This window comes from Lutaonella thermophila (assembly GCF_055387725.1).
Genome location: NZ_AP043783.1, coordinates 1,921,872 through 1,939,917, shown reverse-complemented (window position 1 = coordinate 1,939,917; position 18,046 = coordinate 1,921,872). Strand labels below are relative to the sequence as shown.

Here is an 18,046-nt window from a genome sequence, read left to right as displayed (position 1 = left end):
AATGGCAGCTTTGTTTTGTAATATTAACAAAGTAGTATTTACCATATTTTTGGAATGTAAATAATACAGCCTATGAGTATGGCTGCAATTGCAGTAAAAAACACTGCGCCGGCAGCAATATCTTTTAAAAGTCCAATTTTAGTATCGTATTCCGGCTGTACGTAATCTGCAAGTTTTTCTAAAGCTGTATTAAGCCCTTCTATACTTAACACTAATGCAATAACAAGAATTTGAATAATCCATTCTGTAGATGAAATGTTAAAATAAAATCCTGCAATTATTGCAACAATTGCCAATACAACTTGCACTTTAATACTAGACTCTGTTTTTATTAGCAACAAAGCACCATTGCTGGCATACTTTAAACTATCTAATCTACTTTTAAAAAAGCTTTGTTGTTTTTTCATGAAAGCGCTTTTAATGCAGCTTGATAATTAGGTTCGTTTACGGTTTCTGCAACCTGCTCTGTGTATATTACCTCTCCGTTAGAGTTTACAACTACTATGGCTCTTGATAGAAGACCTTCTAGTGGTCCATTTGTAAAGGTTACACCATATGCTTTTCCAAAATTCCCATCTCTAAAATCTGATAGCATTTCTACATTTTCAATACTGTCTGCAGCACAGAATCTGGCTTGTGCAAAAGGTAAGTCTTTAGAAATACATAAAACTTTTGTGTTAGCTAAATTAGCTGCAGTTTCGTTGAACTTTCTAACCGATGTGGCACACGTTCCGGTGTCTACACTCGGAAAAATATTTAACACTAAATTAGAGCCTTTATAGTCTGCCAGAGTAGTAGTAGAGAGGTCTGTTTTTACCAAAGTAAACTCAGGTGCTTTAGCACCAATAGTTGGTAGTGTGCCAATTGTACTAAAATTATTGCCTTTAAGAGATACTGTTGCCATTTGTAAAATTATTTGTTTAAAAATAACCAATTATGCTTTTAGCAGCTAACTATAATTAAAAAAAATCCCCTTTTGGAAAACAAAAGGGGATTTTGATTAGTTGTTAACAAATAGTTTAATCTATAGAACCGGTTACTCGTTTCATGAAACTATTCAGTGCTTCTTTTTTTGGTGTCCCTTCTTTTATAAGTTTATTAACTTCTAAAGCACCATAAAGATTAGAAAGCAATTCGCCAATTACATCCAGTTCCTCGTCTTTTAGAGGAGCTTCGGCCAATGCTTCTAGCGTTTCAATAGTTTCAATAATGTAATCTTCGTCGTTATCCTCAATAAACTGAGTGATATGTTTAATTACCGGTAACCTCATCTACTAATTGTTTTAATACATCAAACTTATTGGTTTGCACCTGATTAACAAACTCGCCGTTTTTAAATGCTGCAAAAGTGGGTAGATTATCTACGTTTGCCAATTTTCTTGAGTTAGGATATTTCTCTGCATCGGCAATTATAAAAGTAGCATCAGAATGTTCTGAAGCAAGTTTTTTAAACTTTGGCTTCATTATTCTGCAATTGCCACACCAGCTTGCAGCGTATTGTACAACAACTATATTGTTGTTTTTAACAATTTCGGCTAAGTTGTCTTGCGCTAACTCCTGTACCATTTTAGTGAGAGCTTAAGTATTCTGCAACACCTTTTCTGTCTGCTGTCATGGCATCTTTACCTTCTTCCCAGTTAGCAGGGCAAACTTCACCTTTTTCTTGTACGTGCGTGTAGGCATCAATTAATCTTAAATACTCATTTACGTTTCTACCTACAGGCATGTGGTTAATGCTTTCATGAAAAACAGTACCTTCTTCGTCAATTAAATAGGTAGCTCTGTATGTAACATTATCACCTTCGTAAATAAACGAATCGGTTTCTTCGTTGTAAGTTTCAGACTGGATGTCTAAAATTCTTAGCATGTTTGCTAAGTTACGGTTGCTGTCTGCTAAAATTGGGTATGTTACACCTTCAATACCACCATTTTCTTTAGAGGTGTTTAACCATGCAAAGTGTACTTCTGGAGTATCACAAGAAGCACCAATTACAATAGTGTTTCTTTTTTCGAATTCAGGTAATGCTTCTTGGAAAGCGTGAAGTTCTGTTGGACACACAAAAGTAAAATCTTTTGGATACCAGAATAATAGAACTTTCTTATTATTCTTTACAGCTTCTTCTAATACGTTAATTTTAAAAGTGTCACCCATTTCGTTCATTGCATCTACAGCAATGTTTGGGAATTTTTTTCCTACTATAGCCATTTTTATATACTTTTTAGGTTATTAATTTCACCTACAAAGATAATATTCAAAAAGGCGTTTACCATAAAATAAAATTTTAATTTTTTATGTTATGATAAGCTTTATTTATTTAGTGTTGAAATTGCACACTAACCGGCTACTTTGTCTTTTAATTGCCTGATTTTTATACCAAAAGCAGCAAATAGGAGCGTGGTAAATGGGCTCAAATAATTAAAGAAAGCATAACCGGCATACGATAGGGTATCTACCCCCAAAACGCCTGCTTGGTATGCACCACATGTATTCCATGGTATTAAAACCGAAGTAACAGTACCTGAGTCTTCTAATGTTCTACTTAGGTTTTCAGGCGCTAGTCCTTTGTCTTTGTAGGCTTTAGCATACATTCTACCAGGGACAACAATTGCCAGATATTGATCTGATGCCGTGATGTTTAATGCTAAACAGCTGGCCACAGTACTAGCAAATAAACCAAATACAGAGTCAAATAAACTAAGTAAAGCTTTGCTTATTTTAGATAGCGCCCCGATAGCATCCATTACACCACCAAAAACCATGGCACATACAATTAACCAAATGGTGTTTAACATACCTGCCATTCCGCCCGATGTGAAGAGATCGCTTAATTTTTCGTTTGATGTAGGTACGTTAATATCTACCGTAATAGCATTCATTACCCCTTGGTAAGCCGATTTAAAGGTAAGTGTATCTGCACCAGCAATTTGGGCGACTAATTCCGGCTGAAAAATCACAGCAAAAACACCTCCTAATAATGTACCTATAAGTAAAGCAATTAAAGGCGATGTTTTTTTAACAATCATTCCGATTACAATAGCCGGAACAACAAACAACCAAGGAGATATATTAAATGATTCTTTGATTGATGCTAACATATTACTGGTGTCTGGTGCTTGAGAAGTATCTAAAGTAAAGCCTATTATAGTGAAAATCACTAAAGTTACAAGTACAGTAGGGACTGTTGTATAGGCCATATATCTAATGTGTGTAAACAAATCTGTTCCTGCCATTGCAGGCGCTAAGTTAGTAGTATCACTTAGTGGCGACATTTTGTCGCCAAAGTACGCACCGGAGATAACTGCACCGGCTGTCATACCTAACGATATTCCTAACGCATCGCCAATACCAATAAGTGCAATACCAACGGTAGCCGAGGTTGTCCAGCTACTTCCGGTAGCAATAGATATTATAGCACAAATAATTACACAAGCTGCCAAGAAAAATGTTGGGTTAAGTATCTGTAACCCATAATAAATCATAGAAGGGATAATACCACTTAAAAGCCAAGTTCCTGCAAGAGATCCTACCATTAATAAAATTAATAAAGCGCCGGTTGTAGATTTAACATTCTCGGCAACTTCGTCAATCATTTTATCGTATGAAACCTTATTAAAAAAACCAACAATGGCTGCAACGGCCGCACCTAACAAGAGAATAAATTGGTTAGAACCACTTAGTGCATCGTCTTTAAAAACCACTAAAACATTGTAAGCTAGCATTCCAATTAAGGCAAAAATTGGAATAAGTGCTTCCCAAATACTTAATTCTTTGTTTTCTACTATGTTTTGATTTTGCGGGTTTGAGGAAGTATTATCTTGGTTTTTCATTAAGTTTAGTTTTTTAGGCTTGTAATGTTACAATTTTAGCGGGTTTTATGCAAATGCAATAAAAAAGCTCGGAGTTAAAATAATCCGAGCTTTCATGTAAAATATTGAAAATTAATGTTGTAGTTACACAGTGGCTACTTCATTTAATACGCCAAGCTCTACCATACATTCACGCATTTTTTGGTATGTACGCTCTATATCATTATCTAAACCTATAGAAAAACGTATTAAACCATCTGTTAAGCCCATTTCTTTTTGTTCTTCTTCCGGAATTTCTGAAGAAGTAGAAGTACCCGGAGCACTAAACAATGTTTTATAAAACCCTAAACTTACAGCTAAATAGCCTAAATTACGTTCTTGCATTAGCTCCATTAACTGATTGGCTTTGTCTAAAGAACCCACATCTATTGTAAGCATACCACCAAAACCAAACTCAGTATTCATCATACGTTTAAAGGTTTCGTGAGATGGGTGAGAGGCTAATCCCGGATATACCGTTTTAAGTCCGTCTGCTTCAAATTTTTCAGCCAAATACTGAGCATTTTTACTGTGCTGCTTCATTCTAATATGAAGCGTACGAAGGTTTTTTAAGATAGATGCTGCTCTAATACTATCCATTGTAGCACCTAAAAGCATACAAGCACCGTCATTTACATTTCTTAAGTTATCTATAAACTCTTGCTTTCCGCAAATTACACCTCCAACAGTATCACTAGAACCGTTTATAAATTTTGTAAGGCTGTGTATTACAATATCTGCTCCTAATTTTGCAGGCGATACAGAAAGAGGTGAAAATGTATTGTCTACAACCAGTGTTAAATTGTGCTTTTTGGCTAGTTTAGACAATGCTTCTATATCTGCAACCTCCAATAACGGATTACTAACGGTTTCGCAGTATAAAACCTTTGTGTTTTTAGTGATGGCAGCCTCTACAACATCAAGCTTTGTTATATCTACAAAAGATGTTGTAATATTAAATTTAGGAGCAAAGTTTTTTAAGAAAGCATACGTGCCTCCATAAATAGTTCTACTAGAAACCACATGATCTCCGGCATTACAAAGTTGCATGATAACCGGAGTAATAGCACCCATTCCTGATGCAGTAACATGAGCAGTTTCTGTGCCTTCCATAGCTGCTAATGCTTCACCAAGATATAAGTTTGAAGGCGATGAATGTCTGGAATATAAATAACATCCGTCTGCATTACCTTCAAAAGTATCAAACATGGTCTTAGCAGATAAAAATGTGTAGGTTGATGAATCTGATATAGATGGGTTTACACCTCCAAATTCACCAAAATATTGTAAATCTTGAATATTGTCAGCTGGTTTAAAATCCATAATGTGTTAGTTTTATTATTTAAGCGTATCAAATTTCTTGAATATATGTTAAAATATCAATAAAATTAATTATATTTAGAATATTATTCTGTTTTTAAACCTATTTATAGAATAAATATAAATTGTTTTAAGGTTTTGTAATTTATTTAACGAAAATAATTCAGTATGGTTTCTCTTGATTCAACAGATAGAGCATTGCTTTCATTATTACAGCAAGATTGTAAGCAAACTACCAAGCAGTTAGCATTGCAATTAAATCTTTCGGTAACAGCTGTTTACGAACGAGTTAAAAAGTTAGAAAAACAAGGAATTATTAAACAATATGTTGCCTTGCTTGATAACGAAAAACTACAACAAAATTTTGTTGCTTTCTGTCATGTAAAACTCATTCAGCATTCGCGAGAATTTGTTATGAAATTTGAAAAAGAAGTAGCCAATTTAGAAGAGGTAGTAGAGTGCTATCACATAAGTGGTGATTACGATTATTTACTTAAAGTTGTAGTTAGTAATATGCAAGACTTTAGAAACTTTATGGTGTCTAAACTAACAACCATACAACATATAGGTAGTACACACAGTATGTTTATGATAAATCAGGTAAAGCATACTACCAGCGTGCCATTGCCTTAGTTTGTTTAAACTGATATTAAAGATTTGTAAAATATTGATTGTTTGCTATTAACTTTTGTACTTTTGCAAAGCAAAAAGTAATAACCGTACTACAAAACATTCTTTATGAATACATACGATGTAGCCGTAATTGGCTCAGGCCCCGGAGGGTATGTGGCAGCTATTAGATGTGCCCAACTCGGAATGAAAACTGCACTTATAGAAAAATATTCAACTTTAGGAGGAACGTGTTTAAATGTAGGATGTATTCCTAGTAAAGCACTTTTAGACTCGTCTCATCATTACGAAGATGCCGTTAAACATTTTGAAGAGCACGGTATAGAAATTCCAGGAGATGTTAAGGTGAATCTGGAGAAAATGATTGCTCGTAAGCAAGCAGTTGTAGATCAAACAACAGCCGGGATAGATTTCTTAATGAAAAAAAATAAAATAGACGTTTATCATGGTTTGGGGAGCTTTAAAGATGCTACACATATAACCATAAAGGGAGACGAAACAACAGAAATAGAAGCAAAACATACTATTATTGCCACAGGTAGTAAGCCTGCAACATTGCCTTTTATAACAATAGATAAGGAGCGTATAATAACCTCTACAGAAGCGCTTAAACTTAAAGAAGTTCCTAAGCACTTAATTATAATTGGTGGCGGGGTAATTGGTTTAGAGTTAGGTCAAGTTTACAAGCGATTAGGAGCTGAAGTTACCGTAGTAGAGTATATGGATAGAATTATACCTACTATGGATTCCGGACTTTCTAAAGAGCTAAATAAAGTGCTAAAAAAGCAAAAATTCAGCATAAACGTATCGCATAAAGTAAAATCTGTTGAGAGAAAAGGCGATACTGTAATTGTTAAAGCAGACAATAAAAAAGGAGAGGAAGTTGTTTTTGAAGGGGATTATTGTTTGGTATCTGTTGGAAGACGTCCTTACACTGATGGACTTAACGCTGAAGCTGCTGGAGTTAAAATAAATGATAGAGGGCAGATAGAAGTAAACGAGAATTTACAAACAACGGCAAAAAATATCTATGCAATTGGCGATGTAGTAAAAGGTGCTATGCTTGCTCATAAGGCAGAAGAAGAAGGTGTTTTTGTTGCCGAAGTGTTGGCAGGACAAAAGCCTCATATAAACTATAATTTAATACCAAGTGTTGTATATACTTGGCCTGAAGTAGCTGCTGTTGGTAAAACCGAAGAGCAACTAAAAGAAGAAGGCGTAGCGTACAAGGTTGGTCAGTTTCCAATGCGTGCCTTAGGAAGAGCAAGAGCAAGCATGGATATTGATGGTTTTGTAAAAGTGTTAGCCGATAAAAATACTGACGAAATTTTAGGTGTTCATATGATTGGAGCTCGTGCAGCCGATATGATAGCCGAAGCTGTAGTTGCTATGGAGTACAGAGCAAGTGCAGAAGATATTTCAAGAATGTCTCATGCACATCCAACCTTTACAGAGGCAATTAAAGAAGCTGCATTAGCTGCAACAGATAACAGAGCGTTACACATTTAAAAAAACAAATAAAATCAACAAAAAACCGCTTTTTAAAGCGGTTTTTTTATTTCTTTTTAAAGGAGAGTACAAGCCAGTTTTTAAATTGTATAACCTTGGCTATAATAATAAAAACTAAATCACTTAGCGCAAGTTTTATTTCGTTAAGGATAGCATTTAGCTTAGTTTTAATATATATTTCGTGTTTATCGTACCGGAGTGCTAAAAAAGTAGTAACCACCATAAACAAAACAGCTCCGCTTACTACAGCATATGGCTGAACACTATGATGAAAAAATTTATACAAGCCTAATCCGGTAAAGCTTCCGTATAAAATAATAAAGTGAATTACATAGATAGCTAATGTGTTTTGACCAATTTTTAAAATAATTGTATTGGTTAGTAAAGAACGAATTAGCATAAATACTGCAAAAACAACTAAAACATCTCCTAAGCGTATAAATAAATAGTTGTTGTTAAATACATCTGCAAAAACCTGAATTCCGGTAGCAGAGAAAAGCGTTAAGAAAAATTTAGAAGAGTAAAATATTAATGTAAACCCAAATAACAAACACAAACTAATAGCAGTTGGGTATAAATATTTTTGGTGTTTGTATTTATTAAAAATGGTAGCCATAAAAGCTCCAAAAGCAGCATAGCCAAACCAAGGAAAAATTGTAAAAACAGAACCGTTTATTTTGGTAAAATAGTTAGCTGCAAAATCCGGTAAAAAACTAAGCGGTAAATTTTTATAAGCCGGTTCTAGTAAAAATATAATAAGTGTACTAATTAAAAGAACTGCAGAAAAAACATACGATTTTTTCTTAGCACTATACAAATAAATACTAATTAAAAGTAAGATAGAAAGCCCAATGCAATGCAGTACATCTACCAAATAAAATGATGGATATATATGTCCGCCCAACAGCCCTAAAACATTTAAACGCAACAAATACCCTATAAAAATTAGCTGTATGCCTCTTTTAATCCCTTTTTTAACACGAGGATTTTCCCAACCCTTTAAGTTATTCTTTATAAGTAAATAGGTAAAAATAAAACCAGAAACTGTAAAAAATACAGGAGCAGTAATACCTCTAAAATATTTCCATGTGGTATAGATTGTATTTTCAGGATCTCTAAAAACAGGATCTAATAAACCATCAACAAAATGCCCTTGCAGCATCATTAATATAGCCCAAGCACGCATGGCATCTATAAAATACAATCTGAAATTTGAGTTCCCCATTATAAAAATTTACTATATATACTTAAAAACCAATGGGTTTAGATGTTTTAACGGTGCGAAATTATATAAATTTTATTCACAACCCTATAATTAAGCTTTAAACTTATTAATAAAATCTCTAGCCAACAGCTAACTTACTATATTTGCGCAAAAGTATTGCTTTGCGAGTACGGAAAACGTTTGCATTACCATCTGTTGCTAAAATTAAACCCAAGTTACTTACTTGGGGTAGCTTGTTTAACGAGGTTATTTGGTTAGACAGCAACGAGTATAAGCAACAACATACAAGTTTTGAGGCAGTTTTAGCCGTACAAGCTAAAAATACGCTCAGTACTAATTTTAATAATGCGTTTGCTAAGCTTTCTGCGTTTAGAAAAGAAACAAACGATTGGATTTTTGGATACCTTTCTTACGATTTAAAAAATGATATAGAGCAACTTTCTTCTGAAAATTACGACGGACTGCTGTTTCCTGATTTGGTTTTCTTTCAACCCAAAAAAATTATTAAAGCTACAGCTTCTACATTAGAGTTTTTGTATTTAAAAGAAGTAGCGCAGGACATTGAAAAAGATTATAAGGCTATTATTGCTTCAGAAAATAAAGCGGTTTCAGATAAAGTAAACACAACAAAAATTCAGCTTAGAGTACACAAAGAAGCGTACTACGATAAGGTAAAAAAATTATTAGACCATATTTACAGAGGAGATATTTACGAAGCCAATTTTTGCATAGAATTTTTTGCTCAAGAAGCAGCTATAAATCCGCTTCAAACGTATTTTAACTTAAATAAAATTTCTAAGCCTCCTTTTGCAGCTTATGTAAAATTAAAACACCTTTTTGCAATGTGCGCCTCTCCAGAGCGATATTTACGTAAAACGGGTAATACAGTAATTTCACAGCCCATAAAAGGAACAGCAAAAAGAGCCAATAATTTGGAGGAAGATAAGATTTTGGCAAACACCTTAGCGCAAGACCCAAAGGAAAGAGCAGAAAATATTATGATTGTAGATTTGGTGAGGAATGATTTGTCTAAACACGCCACAAAAGGTTCTGTTACTGTAACAGAATTGTGTAAGGTATATACATTTAAACAAGTTCATCAGCTTATTTCTACCATATCGGCTAATGTTACAGAAACTACAGATCCGGTAGAATTGCTAAAAGATACATTCCCGATGGGAAGTATGACAGGTGCTCCAAAAATTTCTGCAATGAAAATTATTGAAGCATTAGAAGAAACCAAGCGTGGGCTTTACAGTGGGGCTATTGGTTATTTCACTCCGGAAGGCGATTTTGATTTTAATGTGGTAATTAGAAGTATATTGTATAATAAATTAAATAAGTATGTATCTTTTTCTGTGGGGAGTGCAATTACAGCAAAATCTAACCCGGAAAAAGAATACGAAGAATGTTTAATTAAAGCCAAGGCAATGCGTGCTGTGTTAGAAAACAAGTAGCAAAAAAGCTACTTTTAACCATTATTTACAATGTTAGAACGTTTTAATAACATACTAGATACCAAATTTAACTTCTTAAAAAACAAGAAGCTGCTTATTGCTTGTAGTGGAGGATTAGATAGTGTAGTTTTAGCACACTTATGCTCAAAATTACAACTGCAAATTACGCTTGCTCACTGTAATTTTAAATTACGAGCTATTGAAAGTGATGAAGACGCGCAATTTGTACAAGATTTATCCAAGAAATTAGGTGTAAAGGCGCTAGTAAAAGAATTCAATGTAAAAGCGTTTAAAGAAGAAGGAAACTATTCTACACAAATGGCAGCCAGAACGTTGCGCTATAATTGGTTTAACGAGCTTTTAGATAGTGGCAAGTTTGATTTTGTTGTAACTGCGCATCATGCAGACGATGCTTTAGAAACCTTTTTAATTAATTTATCAAGAGGCACCGGATTAGACGGACTTACAGGAATTCCTGAAATTAATAATAAAACGGTTAGGCCACTTTTACAGTTTTCGCGTGAAGAAATTTATTTGTATGCTGTAGAAAATAAATTAAAATGGAGAGAAGATAGCAGCAATGCATCAACAATTTATGTTAGAAATAAACTTAGGTTAGAAGCCATTCCGGTGCTAAAAGAAACACATCCGGAGTTTTTAAACAACTTTTTAAAAACGCAACATTTTTTACAACAAACCCAATTGCTCGTTAAAGAACATATTAATACAGTAAAACATAAACTTTTTATAAAAGACAACAACATTATAAAAATCCTTATCACCGATTTACAAAAACTACATCCGCTTACAACATATTTATACTATTTGTTTAGTGAGTACGGTTTTACCCAGTGGAATGATATCCAGACATTAATAAACAGTGCACAAAGCGGTAAATATGTAAGCAGTGATACGCACAGGTTAATAAAAGACAGAACGTATTTACTACTTACAACATTACCTAATGCACAAGAAACGGCATATACCATTAAAGAGCCTAAAGAATTTAAAACAGAGGCTTTTACATTACTTTTTACAGAGGTTACCCAAGTAACAGATAAAAGCAATTATGTGTTTTACGCAGATGCAAGTAAATTAAAATTTCCGTTAACCGTAAGAAAACCTCAAGAAGGCGATTGGTTTTTACCCTTTGGTATGAAAGGAAAAAAGAAGTTAAGCAAGTTTTTTAAAGACGAAAAATTATCGTTAGTTGAAAAAGAAAACCAGTGGCTTCTATGTTCAGAAAATGATATTGTTTGGGTTATTGGAAGGCGAGGAGACGATAGGTTTAAAGCTTCTGATTCTTCAAAAAAAATTATTAAAATTACGGTTGAGTTTTAATAACTAATCCCCATCTTCAATAATAAATATATCTTCAACCGGTACCTCAAAATACTTTGCCATTTTTAAGGCAAGAAGGGTAGAGGGAACATATTTTCCTTTTTCAATAGCGTTAATAGTTTGCCGGCTAACCCCAACTATAGTTGCTAATTCTGCTTGTGTAATATTTTTTATAGCACGCTGAACTTTTATAGTGTTTTTCATGAGTATTCTTTTCTTAGTTTGTTAAGCTTTATGGTAAAGTACACCATAAAAAAAAGCAAAGTTGTAAACATGTTAAATACAAGCACATGAAAAAACGACATATCGTATACAAAAACAATAGCAAATAATAGCACCAAATAGTTTGCGTAAACAGCTTTAACTAAAGATTCTAACCGTATTTTAGCTATAAACTCATCCTCGTCTTTTTCTTTAGAAAAACAAACCATAAGTCCTCCAACAATAATTAAAATCGCAATAATTTCATCGAGAACACCATTTTTTATAACGGTAATAAATTTATAATCGCCGGAAAGTAAACCCTCGTAAAAAATTGCTATAACATTGGTTTTTAAGAGGCTGTCAAATTCTAAACCACTAAACCAAGCTATAGTACCAAACAGAAACGACGGAATAAATATAATCCATCCTATTTTTTTCATTTTATTGGGTAATAAGTAAATAGTTTTCATAAGTATAAAAATTAAATCAGGTATAAAAGTAAATAATACTTTATAAAAAGTAAAATATATTTTACATTAAGTATGTTTTATTTGATGTTTTTGTTTTTAATTAGTTTTTAAAAATAGTTTTATTAATCAATTAAATTTTTTGTAGTTTAGAAACTTTGTATGTTAAATTTCTATGAAAAAATTAAAAAAATCCCTAATAGTATTAGGTTGCATTGTTTTAGTATTAGTAGTTTCTGCAGGATTATTTATTCAATCTTTAAAACCCGATTACGAGGGAAAAAAACAATTACAAAATCTTACCCAAGAAGTTACAGTTTATTTTGATGCGTATGGGATTCCGCATATTTATGCCGGTAACCAAGAAGATGCATTTAGAGCATTAGGTTACGTACATGCTCAAGACAGGCTATGGCAAATGGAGCTTTTAAGGCGTATTGCTACAGGAAAACTGAGCGAGGTTTTTGGAGAAGATATGCTTAAAACCGACAAGTTTTTTTTAGCTTTAGGAATAGATGAAGCTACTAAGCAAGTAGTGAAAGAAGTTAACCTTAACCACCCATCTGTTAAACTTGCAAACGCTTATTTAGACGGAATTAATCAATTTATAGATAACGGTCCAACACCGATTGAGTTTCATTTAACCGGATTAAACAAAACACATTACACCATACAAGATGTTTACAATATAATTGGCTATATGGCCTTTAGCTTTGCTATGGCTCATAAAACAGATCCGTTGGCTACTTATATTAAAAATAAATTAGGCAATGAGTATTTAGCAGATTTATCTTTAAATGTTGATACCAGTACGGTTTTTATAAAAAACTATAAAACAACAGTTTCAGATTCGTTGTTGGTAGCAGTTAACAATCATATTAATGAGTCGTTAAGCACATTACCGGTTCCACAATTTGAGGGAAGTAATAGCTGGGTTATTGCCCCAAGCAAAACTAAAAACGGTAAAGTTATTTTAGCAAACGATCCGCATATTGGGTATGCTCAACCTGTTGTTTGGTATGAGGCGCATGTTGCTACACCTAATTACGAAAAGTATGGGTATCATTTGGGAGGTGTTCCGTTTCCGCTTTTGGCGCACAGCCGAAACACAGCCTACGGTCTCACCATGTTTGAAAACGACGATATAGACTTTTATGTAGAAGAATTACATCCGCAAAACGCTAAACTATATAAGTACAAAGATGATTGGTTAGAGTTTACAACCGTTACTAAAACTATAAAAGTTAAAGGGAAGCCCGATGTTGAATTTATTTATAAAAAGTCTCATCACGGACCGGTTTTAAATGATATTGCAGAGGGTATTTCTGGGAAAGAACCTATTGCAATGTCTTGGATTTATACCAAACAAAATAATAAGCTGTTACAAGCACTTTATGCTATGAGCCATGCAGAAAATCTAACTGATTTTTCGCAAGCATTACCTTTAATTCATGCTCCCGGACTAAATGTAATGTATGGCGATGCTAACGGAAATGTAGCTTGGTGGGCAACCGGAAAACTATATGAATTACCTAAAGAAGTAAATACAAAACTATTTTTAGATGGAGCGTCCGGAAACAACGAGATATTACGTTTTTTATCTTTTTCAGACAACCCACAAGCTGTAAACCCGCCTTGGGATTATGTGTATTCTGCTAATAATCAAGTAGACTCTATTGCTGGTATGTTATACCCAGGATACTATTTACCGGAAAACAGAGCAAAGCAAATTGTAGCTCTTTTAGAAAAGAAGAACGATTGGGATATAACATCGGTGGGAGAGATGATAAATAATAACGAATCGCCGGTAAATCCTGAAATTGCTTTAAATTTAATTAGTGAGCTTAGTCACAATGATTTGAATGAAGCCCAAAAAGAAATCGTTAAAATTTTAAAGCAATGGGATGGAACTAATGATTTAAATGATATTGCACCTTCATTTTATCATAAATGGGAGTATTATTTTTTAAAGCTTGCTTTTCACGATGAATTAGGCGACCAATTATTTGCCAAGTTTTTGCAAACACATTTTCATAAAAGGCTTATAGCCCCTTTGGCTGCAAAGAAAGAGTCGGTTTGGTGGGACAACATAACCACCAAAAAAATAGAAACTAAAAAAGATGTTGTAAACCAATCTTTTATTGCAGCTTTTAATGACTTAGCTTCAAACTTAGGTGCTAATATAAATAATTGGCAATGGCATAAGTTACATATTTTAGAGCACCAACATCCTATAGGGCAAGTGGCTTTATTACGCCCAATATTTAATGTTGGTCCGTTTTCAGTTCCCGGAACAAGAGAAGTAATAAATAATACAGCTTTTATTTATAATGATAATTTAGAATTCTCTGTAAATGCGGGTCCGTCTACCCGAAGGGTTATAGACTTCTCTGATGTAGAAAACAGTATAAGTATTTTACCAACCGGGCAATCAGGAAACCCGTTTAGCGAGCATTATTCAGACCAGGCTAAAATGTACAATCAAGGAAAATTTAGAAAAATGATGATGAACAAACAAGAAATACAAAACAACTCCAGATTATTAATATTTCATCCCCAAAATTAATGCTTAAAAAAGTTTATGGAAGCGCTGTTTTTGGTGTAGAAGCCACAACAATTACAGTAGAGGTAAATGTAGATAAAGGTATAGGATACCATTTAGTTGGATTGCCCGACAATGCAGTAAAAGAAAGTAATTACCGTATTGCTGCAGCACTTACTAATAACGGTTATAAAATACCCGGAAAAAAAGTAACAATAAATATGGCCCCGGCCGATTTGCGTAAAGAAGGCTCTGCTTATGATTTAACATTAGCCATGGGTATTCTGGCAGCATCAAACCAAATTAAAGCTACGGAAATAGAGCGTTATTTAATAATGGGAGAATTATCGTTAGATGGTGGTTTACAACCCATAAAAGGGGCATTGCCCATAGCAATTAAAGCTAGAGAAGAAGATTTTAAAGGATTTATTTTACCAAAAGCAAATGCAAAAGAAGCAGCAATAGTTAACAATCTTGAAGTTTTTGGGGTAGATAACATTAAAGAAGTTATAGATTTTTTTGACAAAGACGTGGCTTTAACCCCTACAGAAATTAATACACGTAAAGAATTTTATGATAGCTTGGCGTATCCGGAACACGATTTTGCCGATGTAAAAGGACAAGAAAGCATTAAACGAGCCATGGAAATAGCTGCTGCCGGTGGGCATAACATAATTTTAATCGGTCCGCCAGGAGCAGGAAAAACAATGCTTGCAAAACGCCTTCCGTCTATATTACCACCAATGACATTGCAAGAAGCATTAGAAACCACTAAAATACATAGTGTTGTGGGCAAAGTTGCAAACGGAGGATTATTATGCGACAGACCCTTTAGAAATCCACATCATACAATAAGCGATGTAGCTTTGGTTGGTGGAGGAGGTTACCCACAACCCGGCGAAATATCGATGGCACATAATGGTGTGTTGTTTTTAGATGAGCTCCCAGAATTTAAACGTAGCGTATTAGAAGTTATGAGGCAGCCTCTTGAAGACAGAGAAGTTACAATTTCTAGAGCTAAATTTACGGTTACGTACCCATCGTCTTTTATGTTGGTGGCCAGCATGAATCCCAGTCCGGGAGGATATTTTAATGATCCGGATGCTCCGGTTACCTCATCTCCAGCCGAGATGCAACGATATTTAAGTAAAATATCCGGTCCGCTTCTAGATAGAATAGATATTCATATAGAAGTTACTCCGGTACCTTTTAATAAATTATCAAGTAACCAAACAGCAGAGAGTAGTGTTGCCATTAGAGAGCGTGTTACAGCAGCCCGTTCAATACAAACAAATAGGTTTAAAGACAATGAAAAAGTACATTACAATGCACAAATGAACTCTAAACAAATCAGGTTGTATTGTAATCTTAATGATGCTTCTAAAGCACTATTAAAAAATGCTATGGAACGGCTACAGCTGTCTGCAAGAGCCTACGATAGAATTTTAAAAGTTTCTCGAACAATTGCAGATTTAGATAATTCAAGTTCAATACAAGATGCTCACATTGCAGAAGCTATACAATACAGAAGTTTAGACAGAGAAGGATGGTTGGGCTAAAGTTTATACAAGAAAAACTTAAAAATATAGGCCCGGGAACCTTAATAGCAGCAGCTTTTATTGGTCCGGGTACAGTAACTGTATGCACACTTGCAGGAGCAAATTTTGGTTACAGCTTATTGTGGGCAATGTTGCTATCTATTATTGCTACCATTGTTTTGCAAGAAATGGCTGCCAGAACAGGCATATTAACCCAGAAAGGGTTAGCTGCAGTTATAAAACAACAAATAAATAACAATGTTGTAAGAGGTTTAGTAATTGGATTAATACTAATAGCAATTGTAGTAGGAAATGCAGCTTACGAAGCCGGAAATATTGGAGGTGCTGTTTTAGGATTAGAAGCCATTTTTGGGGCAGAGAACACTAAAATTTATGTTTTTTTAATAGGATTAATAGCCTTTATATTGTTGTATTTAGGGATATACAAAGTGCTCGAAAAATTTTTAATAACATTGGTTATTGTAATGAGCGTTTCGTTTATAATAACTGCTATTCTCACAAAGCCAAGCTTTAGTGATACTTTAAAAGGATTCACCACTATTTCTGTAACAGAAACCAATATTTTAACAATTGTGGCATTAATCGGAACAACTGTAGTGCCTTATAATTTGTTTTTGCATGCATCTATAGTATCAGAAAAGTGGACCAATAAAAAAGATTTAAAACATGCCCAAATAGATACTTTTTTATCTATTATTCTAGGCGGATTAGTTTCTGTTGGAATTATAATTAGCGCAGCAGCATTTAAAGGGCAAGCAGTAGAATCTGTTGCAGATATTGCTCAGGCCTTAACACCGCTTTATAGCAAAATGGCAACTTACTTTTTAGGAATTGGTCTTTTTGCTGCCGGTATAACTTCAGCAATTACAGCTCCTCTTGCAGCTGCTTATGTTGCCAGAAGTTGTTTTAATTGGGAGAAGTCTTTAACAAACTGGCGCTTTAGGTTGGTTTGGATGTTTATTTTATTAATAGGTGTTGGCTCTTTGTTTTTAAACATAAAGCCAATACAGATAATAAAGATGGCTCAGGTAGCCAATGGCATTTTATTACCTTTTATTGCAATTTTTTTGGTGTGGGTGGTAAACAAAAAACAAGTTTTAGGAGCACATAAAAACACGCTTTTTCAAAATATATTAGCTATTATAATAGTGCTTATAACGTGTGTTTTAGGTGTAAAAAGTATTCTTAAAGTGATAACAAATTTGGGTTGATGCAGACCATAGATATAAATTGTGATGTAGGAGAGGGTTTTAATAATGAAGCCGAACTTTTTAAACACATAAGCTCTTGTAATATTGCCTGTGGCGGGCATGCTGGGAATGAGGTAAGTGTTACAGAAATTGTTAAACTGGCTAAAAAATTTAATGTAAAAGTAGGTGCGCACCCTTCGTATCCTGATAAAGAAAGCTTTGGTAGAAAAAGCATGCAATTACCCCATGCTGTTTTACGAGAATCGTTAGAGCAGCAAATTAATTTAGTAGTTGCCATAACAAAAAAAAACAATGTAAACTTTCATCATATAAAGGCACACGGAGCTTTATATAATGATTTAGCTAAAGATGCTGCATTAGCCAATTTTTATGTTAATACAATTAAGGAAACCGCTAAATCTTGTGTATTATATGTACCTTTTAACTCGGTAATTGCAAAGATTGCTATAGAAAATGGTTTAAAAGTTTTTTTTGAAGCTTTTGGCGATAGAAATTATATAAACACTGGGGCATTAGTTAGCAGACAGCACCCAAATGCTTTAATAACCAACCCGGATAAAGTTTTAGAGCACGTATTACAAATTATTAAAACCAACAGTGTTACTGCAGTAGATGGCACTACTGTTACTTTAAAAGCAGACACAATATGCGTTCATAGCGATACTCCCAATGCTGTAGCAATTGTACAATTTTTAAACCATAAGCTACAAGCACATAAGATTATAATTAGATGAT

Annotated in this window: 18 protein-coding genes; 8 read left to right on the top strand and 10 right to left on the bottom strand. The window is 34.0% G+C overall.

Going from position 1 to position 18,046, the window contains the following annotated elements; translation table 11 throughout:
- Nucleotides 1-38: 38 nt before the first annotated feature.
- The 7 genes from ACZ5CF_RS09105 to ACZ5CF_RS09075 all read right to left on the bottom strand — a co-directional run bounded on the left by ACZ5CF_RS09105 (nt 39) and on the right by ACZ5CF_RS09075 (nt 5,169).
- Complete coding sequence (locus ACZ5CF_RS09105) at nt 39-407, bottom strand: diacylglycerol kinase (protein ID WP_464579010.1); 369 nt, start codon at nt 405-407, stop codon at nt 39-41.
- Nucleotides 404-904, bottom strand: coding sequence for a thiol peroxidase (gene tpx, locus ACZ5CF_RS09100; protein ID WP_464579009.1), 501 nt, complete (start codon nt 902-904; stop codon nt 404-406). The genes ACZ5CF_RS09105 and tpx overlap by 4 nt, the downstream gene beginning before the upstream one ends.
- A 115-nt stretch (nt 905-1,019) precedes the next feature.
- Nucleotides 1,020-1,271 (bottom strand): DUF6952 family protein, encoded by a 252-nt coding sequence (locus ACZ5CF_RS09095; protein ID WP_464579008.1) that lies wholly within the window; start codon nt 1,269-1,271, stop codon nt 1,020-1,022.
- Complete coding sequence (locus ACZ5CF_RS09090) at nt 1,252-1,566, bottom strand: thioredoxin family protein (protein WP_464579007.1); 315 nt, start codon at nt 1,564-1,566, stop codon at nt 1,252-1,254. Before ACZ5CF_RS09090 ends, ACZ5CF_RS09095 begins: the two co-directional genes overlap by 20 nt.
- A 1-nt stretch (nt 1,567) precedes the next feature.
- The gene (locus tag ACZ5CF_RS09085; RefSeq protein ID WP_464579005.1) at nt 1,568-2,206 is read right to left on the bottom strand and encodes a peroxiredoxin; all 639 of its coding nucleotides are present in this window, start codon (nt 2,204-2,206) and stop codon (nt 1,568-1,570) included.
- 128 nt (nt 2,207-2,334) lie between these two features.
- Nucleotides 2,335-3,828, bottom strand: coding sequence for a Na+/H+ antiporter NhaC (gene nhaC, locus ACZ5CF_RS09080; RefSeq protein ID WP_464579004.1), 1,494 nt, complete (start codon nt 3,826-3,828; stop codon nt 2,335-2,337).
- 123 nt (nt 3,829-3,951) lie between these two features.
- Nucleotides 3,952-5,169, bottom strand: a complete 1,218-nt coding sequence (locus tag ACZ5CF_RS09075; RefSeq protein WP_464579003.1) for an aminotransferase class I/II-fold pyridoxal phosphate-dependent enzyme — start codon at nt 5,167-5,169, stop codon at nt 3,952-3,954.
- A gap of 165 nt (nt 5,170-5,334) precedes the next feature.
- On the opposite strand from ACZ5CF_RS09075, the gene ACZ5CF_RS09070 reads away from it, so the two are divergent.
- Together ACZ5CF_RS09070 and lpdA are read left to right on the top strand one after the other, a co-directional pair.
- Nucleotides 5,335-5,799 carry an Lrp/AsnC family transcriptional regulator gene (locus ACZ5CF_RS09070; protein ID WP_464579001.1) on the top strand — a complete coding sequence of 155 codons (465 nt, stop codon included), beginning with the start codon at nt 5,335-5,337 and terminating at the stop codon, nt 5,797-5,799.
- 105 nt (nt 5,800-5,904) lie between these two features.
- Nucleotides 5,905-7,305, top strand: coding sequence for a dihydrolipoyl dehydrogenase (gene lpdA / locus ACZ5CF_RS09065; RefSeq protein WP_464579000.1), 1,401 nt, complete (start codon nt 5,905-5,907; stop codon nt 7,303-7,305).
- Between the two features lie 46 nt (nt 7,306-7,351).
- Here the strand turns inward: lpdA and ACZ5CF_RS09060 are convergent, their stop codons facing one another.
- Complete coding sequence (locus tag ACZ5CF_RS09060; RefSeq protein ID WP_464578999.1) at nt 7,352-8,530, bottom strand: heparan-alpha-glucosaminide N-acetyltransferase domain-containing protein; 1,179 nt, start codon at nt 8,528-8,530, stop codon at nt 7,352-7,354.
- Between the two features lie 161 nt (nt 8,531-8,691).
- Here ACZ5CF_RS09060 and ACZ5CF_RS09055 point away from each other — a divergent pair, with 161 nt between their 5' ends.
- Both ACZ5CF_RS09055 and tilS read left to right on the top strand, forming a co-directional pair.
- Nucleotides 8,692-9,987 (top strand): anthranilate synthase component I family protein, encoded by a 1,296-nt coding sequence (locus ACZ5CF_RS09055; RefSeq protein ID WP_464578998.1) that lies wholly within the window; start codon nt 8,692-8,694, stop codon nt 9,985-9,987.
- Between the two features lie 30 nt (nt 9,988-10,017).
- Complete coding sequence (tilS, locus tag ACZ5CF_RS09050) at nt 10,018-11,328, top strand: tRNA lysidine(34) synthetase TilS (RefSeq protein WP_464578997.1); 1,311 nt, start codon at nt 10,018-10,020, stop codon at nt 11,326-11,328.
- A gap of 3 nt (nt 11,329-11,331) precedes the next feature.
- On the opposite strand, the gene ACZ5CF_RS09045 is transcribed toward tilS, so the two are convergent.
- The gene (locus tag ACZ5CF_RS09045; RefSeq protein ID WP_464578996.1) at nt 11,332-11,532 is read right to left on the bottom strand and encodes a helix-turn-helix transcriptional regulator; all 201 of its coding nucleotides are present in this window, start codon (nt 11,530-11,532) and stop codon (nt 11,332-11,334) included.
- Complete coding sequence (locus ACZ5CF_RS09040) at nt 11,529-12,002, bottom strand: hypothetical protein (protein WP_464578994.1); 474 nt, start codon at nt 12,000-12,002, stop codon at nt 11,529-11,531. The genes ACZ5CF_RS09045 and ACZ5CF_RS09040 overlap by 4 nt, the downstream gene beginning before the upstream one ends.
- Before the next feature lie 172 nt (nt 12,003-12,174).
- On the opposite strand from ACZ5CF_RS09040, the gene ACZ5CF_RS09035 reads away from it, so the two are divergent.
- Genes ACZ5CF_RS09035 through pxpA form a run of 4 tightly spaced genes read left to right on the top strand, consistent with a single transcriptional unit; the run spans nt 12,175 to nt 18,045 of the window.
- Nucleotides 12,175-14,565, top strand: a complete 2,391-nt coding sequence (locus ACZ5CF_RS09035; RefSeq protein ID WP_464578992.1) for a penicillin acylase family protein — start codon at nt 12,175-12,177, stop codon at nt 14,563-14,565.
- On the top strand, nt 14,565-16,100 hold the full coding sequence (locus ACZ5CF_RS09030; RefSeq protein ID WP_464578991.1) for a YifB family Mg chelatase-like AAA ATPase: 1,536 nt from the start codon (nt 14,565-14,567) through the stop codon (nt 16,098-16,100). The genes ACZ5CF_RS09035 and ACZ5CF_RS09030 overlap by 1 nt, the downstream gene beginning before the upstream one ends.
- Nucleotides 16,088-17,311, top strand: coding sequence for an Nramp family divalent metal transporter (locus tag ACZ5CF_RS09025; RefSeq protein ID WP_464578990.1), 1,224 nt, complete (start codon nt 16,088-16,090; stop codon nt 17,309-17,311). The genes ACZ5CF_RS09030 and ACZ5CF_RS09025 overlap by 13 nt, the downstream gene beginning before the upstream one ends.
- Nucleotides 17,311-18,045 (top strand): 5-oxoprolinase subunit PxpA, encoded by a 735-nt coding sequence (pxpA, locus tag ACZ5CF_RS09020; protein WP_464578988.1) that lies wholly within the window; start codon nt 17,311-17,313, stop codon nt 18,043-18,045. The genes ACZ5CF_RS09025 and pxpA overlap by 1 nt, the downstream gene beginning before the upstream one ends.
- Nucleotide 18,046 lies beyond the last annotated feature (1 nt).

What these genes read in the sequence shown, in the direction of transcription:
- ACZ5CF_RS09040 (WP_464578994.1), bottom strand. Translation starts at nt 12,002, where the DNA reads ATGAAAACTATTTACTTATTACCCAATAAAATGAAAAAAATAGGATGG.
- ACZ5CF_RS09105 (WP_464579010.1), bottom strand. Translation starts at nt 407, where the DNA reads ATGAAAAAACAACAAAGCTTTTTTAAAAGTAGATTAGATAGTTTAAAG.
- tpx (WP_464579009.1), bottom strand. Translation starts at nt 904, where the DNA reads ATGGCAACAGTATCTCTTAAAGGCAATAATTTTAGTACAATTGGCACA.
- lpdA (WP_464579000.1), top strand. Translation starts at nt 5,905, where the DNA reads ATGAATACATACGATGTAGCCGTAATTGGCTCAGGCCCCGGAGGGTAT.
- ACZ5CF_RS09045 (WP_464578996.1), bottom strand. Translation starts at nt 11,532, where the DNA reads ATGAAAAACACTATAAAAGTTCAGCGTGCTATAAAAAATATTACACAA.
- ACZ5CF_RS09025 (WP_464578990.1), top strand. Translation starts at nt 16,088, where the DNA reads ATGGTTGGGCTAAAGTTTATACAAGAAAAACTTAAAAATATAGGCCCG.
- ACZ5CF_RS09060 (WP_464578999.1), bottom strand. Translation starts at nt 8,530, where the DNA reads ATGGGGAACTCAAATTTCAGATTGTATTTTATAGATGCCATGCGTGCT.
- ACZ5CF_RS09090 (WP_464579007.1), bottom strand. Translation starts at nt 1,566, where the DNA reads ATGGTACAGGAGTTAGCGCAAGACAACTTAGCCGAAATTGTTAAAAAC.
- pxpA (WP_464578988.1), top strand. Translation starts at nt 17,311, where the DNA reads ATGCAGACCATAGATATAAATTGTGATGTAGGAGAGGGTTTTAATAAT.
- ACZ5CF_RS09070 (WP_464579001.1), top strand. Translation starts at nt 5,335, where the DNA reads ATGGTTTCTCTTGATTCAACAGATAGAGCATTGCTTTCATTATTACAG.
- tilS (WP_464578997.1), top strand. Translation starts at nt 10,018, where the DNA reads ATGTTAGAACGTTTTAATAACATACTAGATACCAAATTTAACTTCTTA.
- ACZ5CF_RS09095 (WP_464579008.1), bottom strand. Translation starts at nt 1,271, where the DNA reads ATGAGGTTACCGGTAATTAAACATATCACTCAGTTTATTGAGGATAAC.
- nhaC (WP_464579004.1), bottom strand. Translation starts at nt 3,828, where the DNA reads ATGAAAAACCAAGATAATACTTCCTCAAACCCGCAAAATCAAAACATA.
- ACZ5CF_RS09030 (WP_464578991.1), top strand. Translation starts at nt 14,565, where the DNA reads ATGCTTAAAAAAGTTTATGGAAGCGCTGTTTTTGGTGTAGAAGCCACA.
- ACZ5CF_RS09085 (WP_464579005.1), bottom strand. Translation starts at nt 2,206, where the DNA reads ATGGCTATAGTAGGAAAAAAATTCCCAAACATTGCTGTAGATGCAATG.
- ACZ5CF_RS09075 (WP_464579003.1), bottom strand. Translation starts at nt 5,169, where the DNA reads ATGGATTTTAAACCAGCTGACAATATTCAAGATTTACAATATTTTGGT.
- ACZ5CF_RS09035 (WP_464578992.1), top strand. Translation starts at nt 12,175, where the DNA reads ATGAAAAAATTAAAAAAATCCCTAATAGTATTAGGTTGCATTGTTTTA.